Annotated in this window: 17 protein-coding genes; 5 read left to right on the top strand and 12 right to left on the bottom strand. The window is 46.4% G+C overall.

Annotation, left to right across the window (positions count from 1 at the left end; translation table 11 throughout):
- Positions 1-258: a GlsB/YeaQ/YmgE family stress response membrane protein gene (locus tag AC07KQ_RS01050; RefSeq protein ID WP_003562911.1), complete on the bottom strand. Its 258-nt coding sequence runs from the start codon at positions 256-258 to the stop codon at positions 1-3.
- Positions 259-490: 232 nt separating this feature from the next.
- Positions 491-892: a pyridoxamine 5'-phosphate oxidase family protein gene (locus AC07KQ_RS01045; RefSeq protein ID WP_003562908.1), complete on the bottom strand. Its 402-nt coding sequence runs from the start codon at positions 890-892 to the stop codon at positions 491-493.
- Positions 893-1,415: 523 nt separating this feature from the next.
- Here AC07KQ_RS01045 and AC07KQ_RS01040 point away from each other — a divergent pair.
- Positions 1,416-2,378 (top strand): 2-hydroxyacid dehydrogenase family protein, encoded by a 963-nt coding sequence (locus tag AC07KQ_RS01040; RefSeq protein ID WP_003562906.1) that lies wholly within the window; start codon positions 1,416-1,418, stop codon positions 2,376-2,378.
- A gap of 97 nt (positions 2,379-2,475) precedes the next feature.
- On the opposite strand, the gene AC07KQ_RS01035 is transcribed toward AC07KQ_RS01040, so the two are convergent.
- The 4 genes from AC07KQ_RS01035 to AC07KQ_RS01020 form a co-directional block, all read right to left on the bottom strand.
- Positions 2,476-2,670 carry a hypothetical protein gene (locus AC07KQ_RS01035; protein WP_003562904.1) on the bottom strand — a complete coding sequence of 65 codons (195 nt, stop codon included), beginning with the start codon at positions 2,668-2,670 and terminating at the stop codon, positions 2,476-2,478.
- Positions 2,667-2,909 carry a hypothetical protein gene (locus AC07KQ_RS01030; RefSeq protein ID WP_003562902.1) on the bottom strand — a complete coding sequence of 81 codons (243 nt, stop codon included), beginning with the start codon at positions 2,907-2,909 and terminating at the stop codon, positions 2,667-2,669. Before AC07KQ_RS01030 ends, AC07KQ_RS01035 begins: the two co-directional genes overlap by 4 nt.
- A gap of 47 nt (positions 2,910-2,956) precedes the next feature.
- The gene (locus AC07KQ_RS01025; RefSeq protein WP_003568753.1) at positions 2,957-3,424 is read right to left on the bottom strand and encodes a flavodoxin domain-containing protein; all 468 of its coding nucleotides are present in this window, start codon (positions 3,422-3,424) and stop codon (positions 2,957-2,959) included.
- Between the two features lie 167 nt (positions 3,425-3,591).
- Positions 3,592-3,897, bottom strand: a complete 306-nt coding sequence (locus AC07KQ_RS01020; protein ID WP_003562898.1) for a hypothetical protein — start codon at positions 3,895-3,897, stop codon at positions 3,592-3,594.
- Positions 3,898-4,053: 156 nt separating this feature from the next.
- On the opposite strand from AC07KQ_RS01020, the gene AC07KQ_RS01015 reads away from it, so the two are divergent.
- Together AC07KQ_RS01015 and AC07KQ_RS01010 are read left to right on the top strand one after the other, a co-directional pair.
- Positions 4,054-4,560 (top strand): hypothetical protein, encoded by a 507-nt coding sequence (locus tag AC07KQ_RS01015; protein WP_003562896.1) that lies wholly within the window; start codon positions 4,054-4,056, stop codon positions 4,558-4,560.
- 248 nt (positions 4,561-4,808) lie between these two features.
- Positions 4,809-5,015 carry an LBP_cg2779 family protein gene (locus AC07KQ_RS01010; protein ID WP_003562894.1) on the top strand — a complete coding sequence of 69 codons (207 nt, stop codon included), beginning with the start codon at positions 4,809-4,811 and terminating at the stop codon, positions 5,013-5,015.
- An 87-nt stretch (positions 5,016-5,102) separates the two neighbouring features.
- Here AC07KQ_RS01010 and AC07KQ_RS01005 read toward each other — a convergent pair whose 3' ends face one another.
- The 5 genes from AC07KQ_RS01005 to AC07KQ_RS00985 all read right to left on the bottom strand — a co-directional run bounded on the left by AC07KQ_RS01005 (position 5,103) and on the right by AC07KQ_RS00985 (position 9,947).
- On the bottom strand, positions 5,103-5,477 hold the full coding sequence (locus AC07KQ_RS01005) for a DUF1634 domain-containing protein (RefSeq protein ID WP_274991066.1): 375 nt from the start codon (positions 5,475-5,477) through the stop codon (positions 5,103-5,105).
- Positions 5,477-6,319: a sulfite exporter TauE/SafE family protein gene (locus AC07KQ_RS01000; protein WP_003562875.1), complete on the bottom strand. Its 843-nt coding sequence runs from the start codon at positions 6,317-6,319 to the stop codon at positions 5,477-5,479. Before AC07KQ_RS01000 ends, AC07KQ_RS01005 begins: the two co-directional genes overlap by 1 nt.
- A 124-nt stretch (positions 6,320-6,443) precedes the next feature.
- Entirely contained in the window at positions 6,444-7,757 is a 1,314-nt protein-coding gene (locus AC07KQ_RS00995; protein ID WP_003562873.1) for a TPM domain-containing protein, read from the bottom strand.
- A gap of 185 nt (positions 7,758-7,942) precedes the next feature.
- A complete protein-coding gene (locus tag AC07KQ_RS00990; protein WP_003562871.1) occupies positions 7,943-8,575 on the bottom strand; it encodes an LVIS_2131 family protein in 633 nt (210 codons plus the stop codon).
- 10 nt (positions 8,576-8,585) lie between these two features.
- On the bottom strand, positions 8,586-9,947 hold the full coding sequence (locus AC07KQ_RS00985) for an FAD-dependent oxidoreductase (protein WP_003562867.1): 1,362 nt from the start codon (positions 9,945-9,947) through the stop codon (positions 8,586-8,588).
- A 145-nt stretch (positions 9,948-10,092) separates the two neighbouring features.
- Here AC07KQ_RS00985 and AC07KQ_RS00980 point away from each other — a divergent pair, with 145 nt between their 5' ends.
- Positions 10,093-11,934: an FAD/NAD(P)-binding protein gene (locus tag AC07KQ_RS00980; RefSeq protein ID WP_003562865.1), complete on the top strand. Its 1,842-nt coding sequence runs from the start codon at positions 10,093-10,095 to the stop codon at positions 11,932-11,934.
- 466 nt (positions 11,935-12,400) lie between these two features.
- On the opposite strand, the gene AC07KQ_RS00975 is transcribed toward AC07KQ_RS00980, so the two are convergent.
- On the bottom strand, positions 12,401-13,294 hold the full coding sequence (locus tag AC07KQ_RS00975) for a helix-turn-helix domain-containing protein (RefSeq protein WP_003562863.1): 894 nt from the start codon (positions 13,292-13,294) through the stop codon (positions 12,401-12,403).
- 114 nt (positions 13,295-13,408) lie between these two features.
- Between AC07KQ_RS00975 and AC07KQ_RS00970 the strand changes: the two genes are divergently transcribed.
- Positions 13,409-14,989, top strand: a complete 1,581-nt coding sequence (locus tag AC07KQ_RS00970) for an ABC transporter ATP-binding protein (RefSeq protein WP_003568745.1) — start codon at positions 13,409-13,411, stop codon at positions 14,987-14,989.
- Positions 14,990-14,999: the final 10 nt, after the last annotated feature.

The raw sequence follows: 14,999 nt of genomic DNA, 5'->3' as shown, positions 1-14,999 counted from the left end.
CTATGCCTTGCGCCGTGTGGTTCCCAGCAACAGGGAAACAAGGAAGACGACGATGATGGCCCCTATAATGGCTGGGATCAAGGCCATTCCGGCCAATGAAGGCCCCCAGTCACCAAGGAGTGCCGTGCCGAGCCATGCACCGACTAAGCCGCCGATAATGTTACCAAGCCAGCCGAGTGGCATATCGCGCCCAACGATCAGCTGTCCAATACAACCAATCACCGCACCGATGATCAGTGTCCAAATAAAATGCATCATGGTTCTCACCCTTTCTTTTGGTTGACTTTCTTCTGACTATCCTAAGCTTAACGAAACGAGGTTATTCGAAGCAATAAATATGCTAATGATAACAATTAGTATTTTACTAGGCATACAAAAAATGCCTATAACCATGCATATTTGCAAAGTTATAGGCATATAAATTGTTTAATTAAAAATCATGGCATCATGAGCTGCTCGTTTTCCGCGTTAAAGTCCGGGAATCAGCCCATCAACCTTCAATCAAATCGCCAGCATTAGGACCGGCATCCAGTTTATAGATACGATCAACATTAATCAAAACGGCACTGATGGCTGCTGGCAGATGATGTGCCTTCGCGAATGCCTGAGCATCTTCAAAGATCTTGTCATCATGATGGAATTCAACGGTCCCTTCAAAACGAAAACCCTTGAGTGCCTTGTAATCAACCGTCGCAACCGCAGCCTTCTTAGAATACTGCAAATTATGCCATGCCTGCTTACCTGTCTCTTCGTTGTAAATCAGGTGATGATCATCGAAGACACGCATCGTGCCTTTGGGACCCACTTGTGGATTACCATTTTCATCGGCAGTAGCCAAATAGTTCAATTGTGCGCCGATCATGTCTTTCATATCTTGTGTCAAAGTTGCCATAAATGATCAATCTCCTTTTACTTACTTTTTGTTAACAGAAAGAGTGTAACACAATCAGCCACGATTCGTCATATTTTTATATCAGAGCGTTCGCAGGCGCGCTTAGAAACCTGAGTGTAAGCGGCCTCGGGCGTGATGGCCGGGTTTGGGTCATTGCGTCCGAGGTCCTTACACTCCGGTTTCTGCGCCTGCGAACGCGTTTCAGTCAAGAGCGTGATGGCCGGTTTTTGGCCATTGCGATCAAGATCCTTACACGTATGTTTCTGGGCTGGTGAACGGGAGCGTGTATATCTAGAAATATGGTTTTAGGCAACGGTTTAACCATGATTGGATTTCTAAGAAGACAAAACTTCCGATGTGATTTCTTTCTTTTTGTCTAACCTGTACTACACTTAAGTTAGGCTCTTAAAAGTATCAGTTCGGGAACTTGTAACGCAATCCGCCATGATGATGCTAACCGCACACCCATAGTGATTGTGCAGACGTTAAGACTGATCAACAAGGTTAAGGGGGAAAATGATCCATGGCAAAAGTTTATATTTCTGCAGCATTGCCGAAATCGGCGAATGCTGCCTTGCAAAAAGCTGGCGTGGATTTTGAAGCATATACCGGCAGTGGTTTAATCACCGAAAGCGACTTACAAACACACTTGGCTCATACTGAGGTGTTGATCACCGCCTTGTCCACACCAGTAACGGCGGCAACCTTGGCAAAGGCCCCACATCTGAAGCTGATCGCTAATTATGGTGCCGGTTTCAACAACATTGATGTCACTGCAGCCAAGGCCCAAGGTGTGCTTGTAACCAATACGCCAAAAGTATCGACCACTTCGACTGCCGAAGTCACGGTGGCCTTAATTCTGGCGGTCTTACACCGGGTCACGGAAGGCGATCGGCTAATGCGCGGCGCTGGTTTTGCCGGCTGGGCACCCACCTTTTTCCTTGGTCACGAACTGGCTGGCAAAACCGTTGGGATTATCGGGATGGGCCAAATCGGTCAGGCCGTTGCCAAACGCGTGCATGCTTTTGACGCAAAAATTCTGTATACCCAGCGCCACCAACTGACATCGGCCACAGAGCAAACACTAGGCGCAACCTTCACCGATCAGGCCACCTTGTTACGTGAAAGCGACATCGTGACCTTACATTTGCCGCTAGTACCAGCTACGCATCATTTGCTGGACGCGCAGGCAATGGCCACTATGAAGCCGACTGCCTACCTGATCAATGCAGCTCGCGGCCCGTTAATTGATGAAACCGCCTTGCTTCAGCAATTGCAGGCTCACAAGTTAGCAGGCGCCGCGTTAGATGTCTATGAGGCTGAACCGCATGTCAGTTCAGGTCTCAAGGCGCTTGATAATGTGGTCCTGACGCCGCACATCGGAAACGCCACCGTCGAAGCGCGGGATGCCATGGCCAAAATCGTGACTGACAATACACTAGCCATTCTAGCTGGTAAGCAGCCTGAGTACATCGTCAATGCCTAATCAGTGCTGGAGTTGACTAACCATAAAAAAGGCGCCTGTCGTCACACAATGCGTGTGGTAACAGGCGTCTTTTTGGATGAAATACCATTTCATTTAATCAAGGCTTACGCGAGTTCCGCGGTTGCCAAATGCTTGCGACTAACAAAGCTAACACAATGCCAAGTGTTAAACCAAGACCGCCAACCAAAAAAGGATTGGCGATCTGATTTTGAGTCATGACAAGATCAAGAACGCCAATTAAGCCCACGGCAATGAGCACCAAGACAATACGGTACCACGCCGTTTTCGTCATAGATGAGCCAGAATCGTATATTTGCCAACTGCTTTATAGTCACCCTTAGCCTTTGAATCAGGCGTTCCGGCAGCTTCGTAAAAAACGGAATACTTGCCGTCTTTATCTTTAGCGACAACCAAGCCTTCATCGACAACATGTTCGGCTTTGTAAATTTGGGCACTGCGTCGAGCCGCGGCGAAATCAAAATCATTGGCGACTGCATCGCCGGGGTTGAAGAAAACAATTTCTTCGCTCATGAAGATCCCCTCGCTTTCTGGCTTCATTATACCACGTCAACATCGTCTCACTTATCAGCTTGAAGCGCCTCAGCCTTGGCTATCAGGCTTTTGGTAAATGCTGCAAACTGGGGCATCTCCTCTTGCTTGACATTTAAGGCGATTTTCACAGGGTCAGCTCCTTGAACCGCCCCACTTGCCGCCAACACGGCTTCAAACAACTCTGGCGCGGTATTGTAATCTTTACCATAATACGGATCGCCTGTGCCAAGCACACCAAATACCAAAGGCTTAGCGGAAAAATCAAGCTTGCTGAGATCCTCGTAAAAGTCTTCGGTTTCTTCCGGAATAACGCCGCCAGTCCATGTATAAGTGGCCAAAACCAATACATCGTAATGCTTGATAGTTGTTGGGTCGGTTTGAATCATTTCACCAAGGGTCACGTCCCAACCATAATGTTCAAAGAACTGCTGCTCGATCCGTGCCATTCCTTTGGCATTGCCTGTAATCGATGCATATAAAATGATTGCCTTCATCGTCCTCACCTCATTACCTTCAGTATACTGATAACATCAGGGTTGTAAAAGCTTTCAAAAAAAGCATGTACACGAAAAGTTGTTTTTTCATGCACATGCTTAAAAAATTCAGCTTTCACAGCGGGCAAGTTCCATGAATGCTCACGACGTTGCCACTACAAAAACGTTCAACTGGCAGTTTCAACAGTACCTTCACCTTGCAAGATGAAATGAACGGCATCTGCCAACTCATTTTCCTTAAAAAACCGAATTTCCTGATGACCCGAAAAATCATCAATTTCGATAATCGGTTCAAAACCATTAAATCGTCGTAACTCTTGACGCAGCCAAGCATCCCAGACTTGTGTGGCTAAGCCTTGCTGCTGACCCAAATTACGCCGAATGATGATATTCTTATTGTCCCAAATTCGAACTCGCAATTGCCGATCATTTTGATCAGCTGCCAAGTCCTGTAGATAAGCATAGTGTTCCATAAGCTCACCTTACCTTTCAACAAAAGACAGCAAGCTAACAGTGTCTTTGCGTCAAGCAAACGACGAAGCATCATCGCCTAGGTGTCTATGCTAAACTAGAGGCAATGATCCAAAAAACTTGATACAACCAATGCGCTAATGGCGCTAGGGGGCAATATGACGAATTCCGAAACTAAACAATATTCATGGCCTAAATTCCGGCGCTCACTGCGCTTTGGGCGACCATCTGCCATCATTCATTTTATCTACTTGCTAGCAATTGCCCCATATGTGTTTTGGGCCATTTACTTCATCGGGTTAACTGCACTGCTGCTGGTATCAAAACCAAGTATGTTGCTCGCTTTGCTAAGTTATATTGGCAAGCTATTATTACTTGATCCCATCTTGCAAACCTGGCAGTTACTGACATCTTTGAACTTCGCCGAAACCGGTTGGATGCTACTGATTGTTATCAGTTATTGGTGTGTCATCGCAGGCATTGTCTTGCATATTGTCCACCGCATTCGCAAACGGCAGCTTTTCCATCAACTCATATCAGGACAGGCACAGATTATCACAAAAGCAGATCAGACCTTCGTCATGGACAAGCACCAGCATCATTACCCACTGCTTAAGCATCCCGTGCGATGGTGGCAGGCCAGTCCGGATCGGCGGTGGTACTAATGGTTGATCTGGTTAATACCGGATCAAGAACAATATGGTGTTAACCTTTGGTACAACCTCATTATACAAACATACGTTCGTAAATGCAATAGCTTTGTTCACTGTCGCTTTGAAATTGACCATTAGAAGTTTGTTTTACCGCTTTAATCAAGCAACTCAGTCTGACAACGTTACGATTGAATGTCATACGTGCGCAGACTGGTAAAAATCGTTATACTGTTAGTAAAGGCTCACGAGGAGGAATCGTTTTGGCTGAAAAAGATCAAATCAGTGCATTTTCACGGGAGATTATTGACTTCCAGCGCAAAAATCATCTAACAGACACAGAGATGGCGCTAAACAGCCACGTATCAGTTGAACATATCCACAATATTAAATCCATGCGTGAGATGCCGGATTCTTCCGTCGTCGCCACACTGAAGGATTACATGGAACATAAGCCAAGCGGCAAATAATGATGCCACTGAAAAGCGCCGATGCAAACTCATTAAAGTTTGCATCGGCGCTTTTCGTTTGCCGGCTCAGAATAGCTAACTCATGAGCTACAGATTACCCAAGTAGCCAATCGTCATCGCACCCAGCAAGATAATCAAAACAATCGTCGTAATCCATACATATAACCGATCGTGTTCAACTGCAAAAGCGTAAATCGAAACGACCACTCGCAACACCGGTGTCAGGATCAGCAAGAAGATGCCCGTCATCAAAACCGCATACGGCTTCAGTGCCAGCGTGCCAGATAAAATATCACCAACACGTGTTGGATGAACGCCGGTCGCGTATCCCGTTGAGCCAGTGACTAACAATAAAAGCAGGCCAAGAATAATCACCAAGGCCGACAAAACGACCCCAATTTGCATGACCTTACCGATCATGATTTCAACGTCATCAATTTCAGTTTTGAGTTTTTTGTCCATCAGATGTTCACCCCGAATCCTTTAAGCGCCATCTGAATACCCATGTAGCCAATAACAGGAATAAAAATCAGACGTAAGACTTTTGTTGGCAGCATCGGCATGATGCGTGAGCCAACGGTTGCCCCAATCAAAATACCGATAGCGAGCGGTGCCGCGATTTGCGGCTGCAATTGTCCGCCAAAATAGTACACTGTCGCACTTGCTGCTGCCGTAACCCCCATCATCAGATTACTCGTGGCACTTGATGGCTTTAGCGGCATATGCATGATCGTATCCATGGCAATCACTTTAAAAGCACCGCTGCCAATGCCTAACAACCCAGAGGCAATGCCAGCCCCGAACATCATAGCAAATCCGCCTGGCACATTTGTCACAGTATAATTGATTTCTTTACCAGTCGCCTTGTCAAAATACGCGCCATTCAATCGCAGTTTAGTCGCAATCTCATCTGGTTTTGACTGGCGCTCTTCAGGCTCCTTCATCCGCATTTTACGAATCATGTTGAATGCAGAAAAAATCAGCAAGGCGCCGAACAAGACGTATAAGACTTTGCCGTCCACAAGACCAGTGACAACGGCACCAATAACTGCGCCAACGGTGGTCGCAATTTCTAGAAACATCGCAACGCGCAAGTTTAGCATCTCATCTTTTAAGTAAGCAATGGTGGCGCCTGAGCTGGTAGCGATAACCGATACAATACTAGCACCGATGGCATATTGAATTGGCAACCCCATCAACATCGTCAAAATCGGTGTAATAATCATCCCACCGCCGATGCCAAGCACGGCACCGAGAATACCGCCAAGTAAACCGGTGACCATTAACATTATCATTTGTTCCATTTATCTAGCCTCGTTTTCCAGCATTTTAGGATGGCAACGAAAACATCGCCATCAATTTGTTTTATTTTCTAAGGTTAGCCCACGTGGTAACAAGGTTTCAAGCCCTCAATATCATTCCCGTTGCTTACCAACTGCCGCCAAATCCACCACCGCCACTGCTGCCACCGCCAAATCCACTACCGAAATTGTCAGAACCGCCGCTGCTACCGCTGCTGGCACTCGACCCAAAGTCGGATACAACCCAAAGTGGCAAGTCGTATTGACTTAAATCCTGATTTTTTTCTGGATGCCGAATATGGAACAAGATAACGCTAAACGTGGCAGCCAACATTTCAGCTGAAAAACGATCTGTTTCTTTAACATTTTCAAGAAATTTCGACCAAGTTGTCACCGCAGCTTGACCAGCAACATTCTTTTGTTGGCCTAACCACTGGGCATAACTGGCTTCATAAGGTCTGCCTTTTGCAAAACGATCAGCTAATGCGGGGGTTAATAACGCTGCTAATGCTGAAACAGATGGGGCCGCCACCACATCTTGATCGGCTAATTGCCGCAGTGGTTTGCTTGTTTGGTAGTAGTACCAATAAGGATATGGTGCGGTCAACCGCAGCACGCGCGTCCACGACTCGAAACCACGACGAGCCAAATTGGCCAGACCGATTTCGCGTAGCTTGGCATGTGACCAAGCGAATTTGAATAGTGGTAAGGAAGCTGTCTGTCGGCGTACCGGAATGCCTGCTGCCATCACAGCCGCATACAACGGCATCGCCTCCAACGCAACGGTATCACGCATAGCATCACGCAATCGGGCAGCCATCGCCATGTGGACTACGAAGAAGAGTACCAGCAAGACCATCAAAATCAAAGCAGCAATCAAGATTGCCTGCTGAATAGCAGCATCACGTGCCCGTTTAGCGGTTATTTGGGCAGGCGTTGCGATGGCACTTTGGTTTGCTGTCACGCGTTGACCAATATGATCAAGAAACAGTGCGATTGCCTCATCGTAGTTCTGCGCCTTCAGCTGTGTTTTCACGTTCGAAGTAACAATCTCGTCTGCGCTCCCGTCTGGCACGACGTCTTCTAACCCATAGCCGACCTCTAGCCAATACTTACGGTCTTCGCGGGAAAGCACAAGAAGCAAGCCATTGTCCCAGCCTTTTTTGCCAATACCCAATTTAGCAAACTGATCATTGGCATAGTCTTCGATTTCGTCATCATCAAGCGACTTGACCGTGATGACTGCAAGTTGAGGATGACCCTTTACCTTGGCAAACGTCTCATTATTCAAACGATTGACCGCCGCCTGGCTCTTAGCTCCCATCATGTCACCGTCATCGCGATACCATGTTCCCGAAGCCGCTTGAACCGACTGTTGCGTTGCTGCCCCAATACCAAGTAGCAAGACAAGCGGGATGAGCCACCAAAGATATTTGTGCATGTGAACCTCCTTTGACGCGTTTTGACGCATTCATCGAATCGAGTCGCGCTGTCAAAATTTGCAATTGTTGCTCTCATGATACCATGAGCCTTCGACCAGCTTACACGCCATCTGGCAAAAATAACCATGCAGCAAAAACGACCTTCTCACTTTCGAGAAGGTCGTTTGGCTAACTTTGACTGAATTTAATCCTTGACGGGATCAATTTCCACAAACGTATCATTTGGTACCCGTAAAATCGAGAAACGGTCAGCAATGTTGCCAACATGCATACCTAAACCGTTTAAAAAGCCTGGCTTGTAACGAGCAGTGACCGTTGCCACGTAGGCTTGATCGGCCGTCTGATCCAATTTTTTCAGGTCTTTTTTCGACCATGGATAGCCTGCCGCCCGCGGGGTCAACGGTTGTGTACCGGCACTAACTTCAGCATTGTGACTTGTATTTTCGTATTTAGCGCCGTTAGTCCAGTAAGTGTAGTACAAGGTTGGATTCTTACCATTCCCTGTTTGGACACGAACATAAAAGGAATGATCCTCGCCAGTTTGTAAAATGAGATGTTCTGCGCTGTGGCTAATAGCTACCGCACGACTATCACGATAATCAATAGGCCGTAACCAGCTCACCCAAACCATGCCAATCGCGGCAATCGCAAAAACAAGCACTTCTGCAATGTCAATTAACACCACCGAGCCACGAACTTGCTTTCCGGATTTAACAATTGCTTTAATGTGCCGTTGCCGAATGTGCCAGACGATGAAAATCAAATAGGCGATGAGTATCACCCATGCCAACAGTCCGATAAGATTCCACGAATTCATAATTTTCCCCCTACGCCGTCGTATTATCTGCTTGCGTCACAGCCAATTGCCCTAACAGATTCAAATAATGCCACGGTTTATCATAATTCGGATTGAACAGCATGTCGACATAAGCCAGCTGATCAATCGTGTTACGATTTTGGATCATCACAGAAATGAGATTAGCTGCATTTACAATATCATATTGACTATAAAACTGGGCACCCAGAATCCGGCGATCATCAGTATCATAGACGAGCACCATCGTAATTTTGACGGTGTCCGGCATGAATGGCGGTCGAAAATCATCCGTCATCGTGACACTGGCAGCCGACAGGTGGTTGCGCTTGGCGTGAGCAAGCGTCAAACCCGTCACACCTAAGTTATGATCGTACAACTTCAGCGCGCTGGTGGCTTGCGTCCCCATATATTTAATCGTTGGTTTAAACAAGTTAGCGCCAACCATCATCCCTTGGCGCACAGCATTGGTGGCCAAAGGCGCATAAGCGTCCTTACCAGTGGGATTGAAATGGACGGCGACCGCATCACCAGCGGCGAAAATATCCGAATTGCTGGTCTGCATATAATCATTCACGTGAATGGACCCATCAGGATTCATATCAACTTGGCCGATCAGCAACTCGGTCATCGGCCGGAACCCGACACAAACCACCGCCAAATCTGCCTGTATTTCGCCTTTATCTGTTTGAATAAAAACATGCTGCTCGTCACTATCAAAATGCTTGGCAACTGTGTTGGGTTTCAACTCAACCCCACGTGTTGTCAGGGCCTCACTGATTTCATGACTAAGTGGTAAGTCAACATAATGACTAAGTAAAGGCGAAACACCATTAATTAACGTTACCTGTTTATGGTTGCGGCTATAGGCTTCCGCCAGTTCGACACCAATATACCCGCCACCAACAATCGCAATATGCTCAGCATCCTTGGCACTTTCTTTGATTCGCCGAGCATCATCGTAGTTTTTACACATCAGCACCCGCGGAATACTGACACCTGAAATCGGCGGAACAACAGGATAACTGCCTGTCGCCATGACTAATTTATCATATTGATAATGTTGTTGGTTGCCCGTTTTAAGATTTTCGGCCAAAATCCGATGATCAGCGGCATCAATGCTTAAAACATCATGTTTGAGATGAACGTGAACATGCGGCCCCAGCGCCTCTAAAGAAGCTGGCGTAGCATAAAACATATCTTCCAATCGGCCAACGGTACCTTCAAGGTATAACGCGATGCCGCAAGAAAGAAAGGAGATGTCTTCCCGCCGTTCAAAGACATCCACTTCTGTCTCTGGGTGCTTCATCAACAGTTCGCGCACTGCCGCAGTTCCTGCATGCGTACAGCCCACAACGACAACTTTCATCAGCATCTGCCTTCCTTTCAAGATTGTCAATAATGACATTATGACACGAAAATGGCTAAACCTAAAGCATGTCGCTAACCGCTTTCTGGCGCTTACAAGTATAATGAAATCGTTGCTTCACAAATATTCAACTCATAAAGGAGCGCTGCACATGCACATCACCCTCATCGGCGCCGGCCCTCGCGGCTTATTAATTTTAGAACGGCTACTCAGCTGGCAGCAAAATCGCTTTCCAAAACGCCAACTCACCATCGTTCTGACCGATCCTTATCCAATTGGCGGACGCGTTTGGAAAATCGATCAAGATCCGAACCTTATCATGAATACAGCAGCGTCACAGATCACCTTATTCACTGATCAAACGGTCACCGATGTTGGTCCATTCTTGACCGGACCTGATCTGAGCACATGGGCACTCACAACTGCATCTGGTTACCTTGATGCTCACCCTGAGTTCAATAACCGCGCGATCCTACTGCGGCAGGCAGCAGCACTGGGACCCAACAACTACGCTTCACGGGCACTTTATGGTGTCTACCAGCATTGGTTCTTTGACATGCTTGTAGCCCGCGCTGGTAACAATAGCATCACGTTTAAGCAGCAAACCGTTGTCAGTTTAGCTAAAAACGCCGCTAATTTCACAATTACCACCGATCAAGAAAGCTGGCACACAGACCAAGTTGTCATGGCGCTAGGCAACCTCAAGAATTCCTTGACGCGCGATCAAAAAGCATTGGACAATTACGCCCACGCTCACGATTTGTTTTATCTTGCCCCAGGTTTCCCTGAAGAAGGTGACCTTAGCACCATCGAACCGCAGGCACCTGTGATCATTCGCGGACTGGGCTTAAGCTTCTTTGATTTAATGAGCAGGTTAACTGAAGGCCGCGGCGGCCGCTTCCAGAAAACAGCAGACGGCTTGCTGGCCTATCATCCTAGTGGTCGTGAACCGCATATTTTCACTGGCTCTCGACGTGGTTTTCCTTACCGGGCAAAAGGTCGCAACCAAAAAGGACCCGGTGAAGAATGGGAGCCACAGTTTTTGACGACTGAACAGATCAATACTTGGCAAGCACATGGCGAAGTGAGCGGTCAAACCTTCTGGGAAGCATTGCAACACGAAGTTGAACTAGTTTATTATCGGCTCCTGCTAGTGCAACGCTACCCCGATCTAGACGTAACTGCCTTTGAACATGACTTCGTCGCCGATCCTGTTACGACGCTAGGCACATTGCCAATTGCCGCCAAAGATCGACTTGATTGGGATGCCTTGGCTGATCCAACCAAGTGGCATCCAAGCGGTCAGCCTTATCAGGACTTTATGCGGCATTATCTGCGTCGAGATGCACGCGAGGCCATGCGTGGCACCAAAACTGGGCCATTAACTAGTGCACTAGAAGTTTTGCGTGATATGCGCGACCCGATTCGCCAACTCGTCGAACGCGGTTTGTTGAGCCAAGATCAGTACCTCGATTTCTTCCTGCGCTGGTTCAACTCGCTGAATGACTTTCTCTCCATTGGGCCGCCTGCCTTGCGAATTGATCAATTGCAAGCCTTGCTAGGCGCTGGGATCGTCACCATTTTGCCACCGGGGATGCAAATTAAAGGCATCGATGGTCAATTTTTATTGAAAACGCCAAGTGATCCCAGCTTTTCGGTTCAGGCCAAGAGCTTACTCGAAGCGCGTGTGCCGGCTGTCAATGCGCCAACTGCGCAAAACGCATTAATTCAGCAACTCTTGCATGACGGCTATGCGCACACATATGAGCTGCAGTTGAACGCTGACAAGCGATTCCAATCCGGCGCCATCGCCGTTGATCGCCAAACCCAACAACTGCTTGACGCCAACGAACACCCTCAACCTGGGCTCTTTTTCTGGGGCGTCCCTACTGAAGGCGTACATTGGCTCACCACTGCCAGCCCCCGGCCACTGGTCAATGACACTAGTTTGAAAACGGCAGAACAGATTGTGCAGACAATTTGGGAAGTGTGAAGTTGTATGTTGCATTAAAGCATCTAAGATTAATCTCTTGCCGTGCCAAACTCCGCGATCTCCGGCCAGCTGGGGCTGGCGACGCGTAGCTAGAGCGGAGACGGCGCTTCGAGCCCGCAAAGCCCACGGTCTCGAAGTCGCCTAACAACATCAGTGCCAAGACCGGTCTCTGTGTTGTTTGCACGGCTGAGCCCCATCTGGCCTACGATTGCTCCGCCTTGGCACTACGGTCTTTAAAATCGCAATCAATAATCCATGAGCAGGCAAAAGCGAACAAATTTCCTTTAAGTGGAAAATTGTTCGCTTTTATTTTGCCGACTAAGAATTATGTCCCAGACTCTTTATTTGCCGGTTGTAAATGATGTTCCACTCCTCCACTTCTATTGCGGAAAAGCTCTCTATCTTGGTAAAAACACTCACTGGACCCTCTATTTTCCCAATTCGATGAATTGCAATATCTCAGGGCTCAAACATTACCAGCAGAATCGTTGCTTGATATTTTCGTTTCATTTATGAACATCTTCGCTTGATTGTTGAAAGCGACAAAAAAATTTGTCGATCCGATTTCTTTTTGAATTTCAATCATTCTTTTGACGTTATTTTCATGTTCAACTGTTGGCTCTCCGCAGTAGTCACAAAATGCGTCTGCGAGTGCAATCAGGTATCGTTCAGCCATCATACTATCTTCAACATGGCTATGTTTCATAACCCGTAAAAAAAGTCTGGCAGTTGTCAGGTCTTTTGCGGACAAATTTAAAATCACGACGTTATACAGCAAATTTATAGTCAATTGAAAGTTTTGATGTATCGCCCATGCTTCATTGATTTGAGCGGCTAGCTCCCGCGCCAATTGGTTGACAGTAACCAACGACAAAGCTGACATAGTATTTCCAAAGAGCAACAACTCAAAGTGTGTCCAGCCATCAACACTAAATAAATAGTCGGCGAGGACTTTAGTATCAGCCTTTGGAAGGGTTCCCTTTTCCATATCGCAAATCATCGCCTTGACCATGATCAACGTGAGCTGATTATACTTTCCATGGTGTTTTTTTAGATGTTGCTCCGCCCGTTCTTTCACGAGTTGCGCCTGGTCTTTGTTGTTATTGATAACTGCTTTTGTAATGTCCTCTAATATGGCTTGTTCATACAGTCTTTCTTGAATTGCCAAAGCGTTCCCAAACTCAGTAAACGTCACATGGAGCCGTTCAAGTAAAGCCAGAAACTTATCAACGGAAATTTTCGTCAAATCTCGTTCAAACTTCGACAGCTGTGCTTTCGAAAGAATTCCTTCGCTGAGTTCCGCCTGACTCATACCTTTGTTTTCGCGAAAATGATTAATGAGTTCCCCAATTTTTTCCATGCTGCAGTTCCCCTTTTTCATATATGAAACAACATTTAATGGCACCATATTAGCACATATACTTGAGTCAGCAAAAACAACAAAGTCACACCCCACAAGAAAGGGAGCTGTCTCATGAAATCTACAAGTAAGTTGTTAACAAACCAGAAAGCACTAACCATCCTGACGATATTCCTGACAATTATTGAATCACTCGGCAGGGTTGCGAGTTCTTTAACACTTGCACCGTTAACTGATCAACTCATTTCAAAAAACCTTCACGGCGTGGTTTTTTGGCTATTGGCTACCATTGGCATTTGGGGCGTCACATTGATGGTTAATTATGGTAACTCGCTTTTAAAAGCCCAGATTATTCGTAAGGTAACCAATCAGCTGCGCGTTGATATTGCCAACGGTTTGAATACTGTGCCAATTTCCGATTACAAAAAAGTCAATCATAATGAGTACGTTTCTTGGCTAACGAATGACGTTAACATGATTGATCAGAACGGACTGGAGGCCTTCTTCTCACTTCTAAGTAGTGCCACGACCTTACTATTTGCCATCACATCTCTGGCTTTCTATCACTACAGTTTAGCGCTTGCCGCTATCGTACTAGGCCTTCTGACGATGACGATTCCCCAGTTTTTCTCAAAAGTCATGACGCATGAAACGAATCGCTTAGCAACCGCGAACAGCTCATTTTTAGGAAAAGCAGATGACATTATCGGTGGTTTCTCCGTATTTTTTAGTCATAATCTTGGCAACACACTCACCAAGAAGCTGGCGACTGCCTCCGATCATCAAGGAAAGGAAAAACTTCTTTACGCCAAAAACGTAGGATTGGTTAATTTGCTCATTAGCGGGGTTAATGTCGGAGCACAGATGCTAGTCATGACGCTAACATGTTTATTGGTGATTGGTGGCTATTTCAGTGTTGGGGTCATCTCTGCCAGTGGTTCATTAGCAGGAACAGTGTTCAATAACCTTGCAGGCATGATTCAAAGCATTTTTCAAATGAAATCCGTTGCAGTACTGCTTGATAAGGACATACAAGCAACAAAAATTAAGACTGTTTCAGAAGACGATTCGTTTAATCATGCCTTGACAATTGATCATCTTTCTTTTGGCTATGAAGGTAAACCCGTCATTAAGGATATCTCCTATAACTTCAAGAAAGGCGGCAAATACGCTGTCGTTGGGAAAAGCGGTGCCGGTAAATCGACATTGATCAACCTTATCAGCGGACGACTTAGTGATTATGCAGGTACTATCCAAGTTGATGGTGACGAATTAAAATCAATGCCAGCGACACTGCTAAATGCCAAAATCGAACTGGTAGATCAGAAATCATATATTTTCAATGAGAGTATCGAAGAAAACATCACGCTTGGCCATTCAAAATCACAGGCACTACTTTCTGACGTTGTACGCTTCTTAGGGATTGATAAATTCACAAACTTAGCGACAAAGATTCAAGAACATGGCAGTAATTTATCTGGCGGACAGCGACAAAAGCTGGCTTTAGCACGCGCACTCGCTTTTCATAAACCCATCTTAATTGTCGATGAAGTCACTGCTGGTATTGATAGTGAAAACGCCCAAGAAATAGAGGACGCACTACTCGCTGAGAAAGATCTAACCGTCATTATGATTACCCACAATCTGACGAAAAAAACCCGGGCACAACTGACAGACACCCTTGAACTAGCATAAGGAGATCTTG

The sequence above is a fragment of the Lacticaseibacillus sp. YLM2-1 genome (assembly GCF_056583465.1).
Note: the sequence above shows the minus strand (reverse complement) of the source record. Positions and strands in the feature narration are given on the sequence as shown.

Bases quoted from the DNA above. Each gene is read 5' to 3' on its own strand.
- AC07KQ_RS00975 (WP_003562863.1), bottom strand. From the start codon at position 13,294: ATGGAAAAAATTGGGGAACTCATTAATCATTTTCGCGAAAACAAAGGT.
- AC07KQ_RS01015 (WP_003562896.1), top strand. From the start codon at position 4,054: ATGACGAATTCCGAAACTAAACAATATTCATGGCCTAAATTCCGGCGC.
- AC07KQ_RS00990 (WP_003562871.1), bottom strand. From the start codon at position 8,575: ATGAATTCGTGGAATCTTATCGGACTGTTGGCATGGGTGATACTCATC.
- AC07KQ_RS01000 (WP_003562875.1), bottom strand. From the start codon at position 6,319: ATGGAACAAATGATAATGTTAATGGTCACCGGTTTACTTGGCGGTATT.
- AC07KQ_RS01035 (WP_003562904.1), bottom strand. From the start codon at position 2,670: ATGACGAAAACGGCGTGGTACCGTATTGTCTTGGTGCTCATTGCCGTG.
- AC07KQ_RS00970 (WP_003568745.1), top strand. From the start codon at position 13,409: ATGAAATCTACAAGTAAGTTGTTAACAAACCAGAAAGCACTAACCATC.
- AC07KQ_RS00985 (WP_003562867.1), bottom strand. From the start codon at position 9,947: ATGCTGATGAAAGTTGTCGTTGTGGGCTGTACGCATGCAGGAACTGCG.
- AC07KQ_RS01020 (WP_003562898.1), bottom strand. From the start codon at position 3,897: ATGGAACACTATGCTTATCTACAGGACTTGGCAGCTGATCAAAATGAT.
- AC07KQ_RS01050 (WP_003562911.1), bottom strand. From the start codon at position 258: ATGATGCATTTTATTTGGACACTGATCATCGGTGCGGTGATTGGTTGT.
- AC07KQ_RS00980 (WP_003562865.1), top strand. From the start codon at position 10,093: ATGCACATCACCCTCATCGGCGCCGGCCCTCGCGGCTTATTAATTTTA.
- AC07KQ_RS01045 (WP_003562908.1), bottom strand. From the start codon at position 892: ATGGCAACTTTGACACAAGATATGAAAGACATGATCGGCGCACAATTG.
- AC07KQ_RS01040 (WP_003562906.1), top strand. From the start codon at position 1,416: ATGGCAAAAGTTTATATTTCTGCAGCATTGCCGAAATCGGCGAATGCT.
- AC07KQ_RS01005 (WP_274991066.1), bottom strand. From the start codon at position 5,477: ATGGACAAAAAACTCAAAACTGAAATTGATGACGTTGAAATCATGATC.
- AC07KQ_RS01025 (WP_003568753.1), bottom strand. From the start codon at position 3,424: ATGAAGGCAATCATTTTATATGCATCGATTACAGGCAATGCCAAAGGA.
- AC07KQ_RS01030 (WP_003562902.1), bottom strand. From the start codon at position 2,909: ATGAGCGAAGAAATTGTTTTCTTCAACCCCGGCGATGCAGTCGCCAAT.
- AC07KQ_RS00995 (WP_003562873.1), bottom strand. From the start codon at position 7,757: ATGCACAAATATCTTTGGTGGCTCATCCCGCTTGTCTTGCTACTTGGT.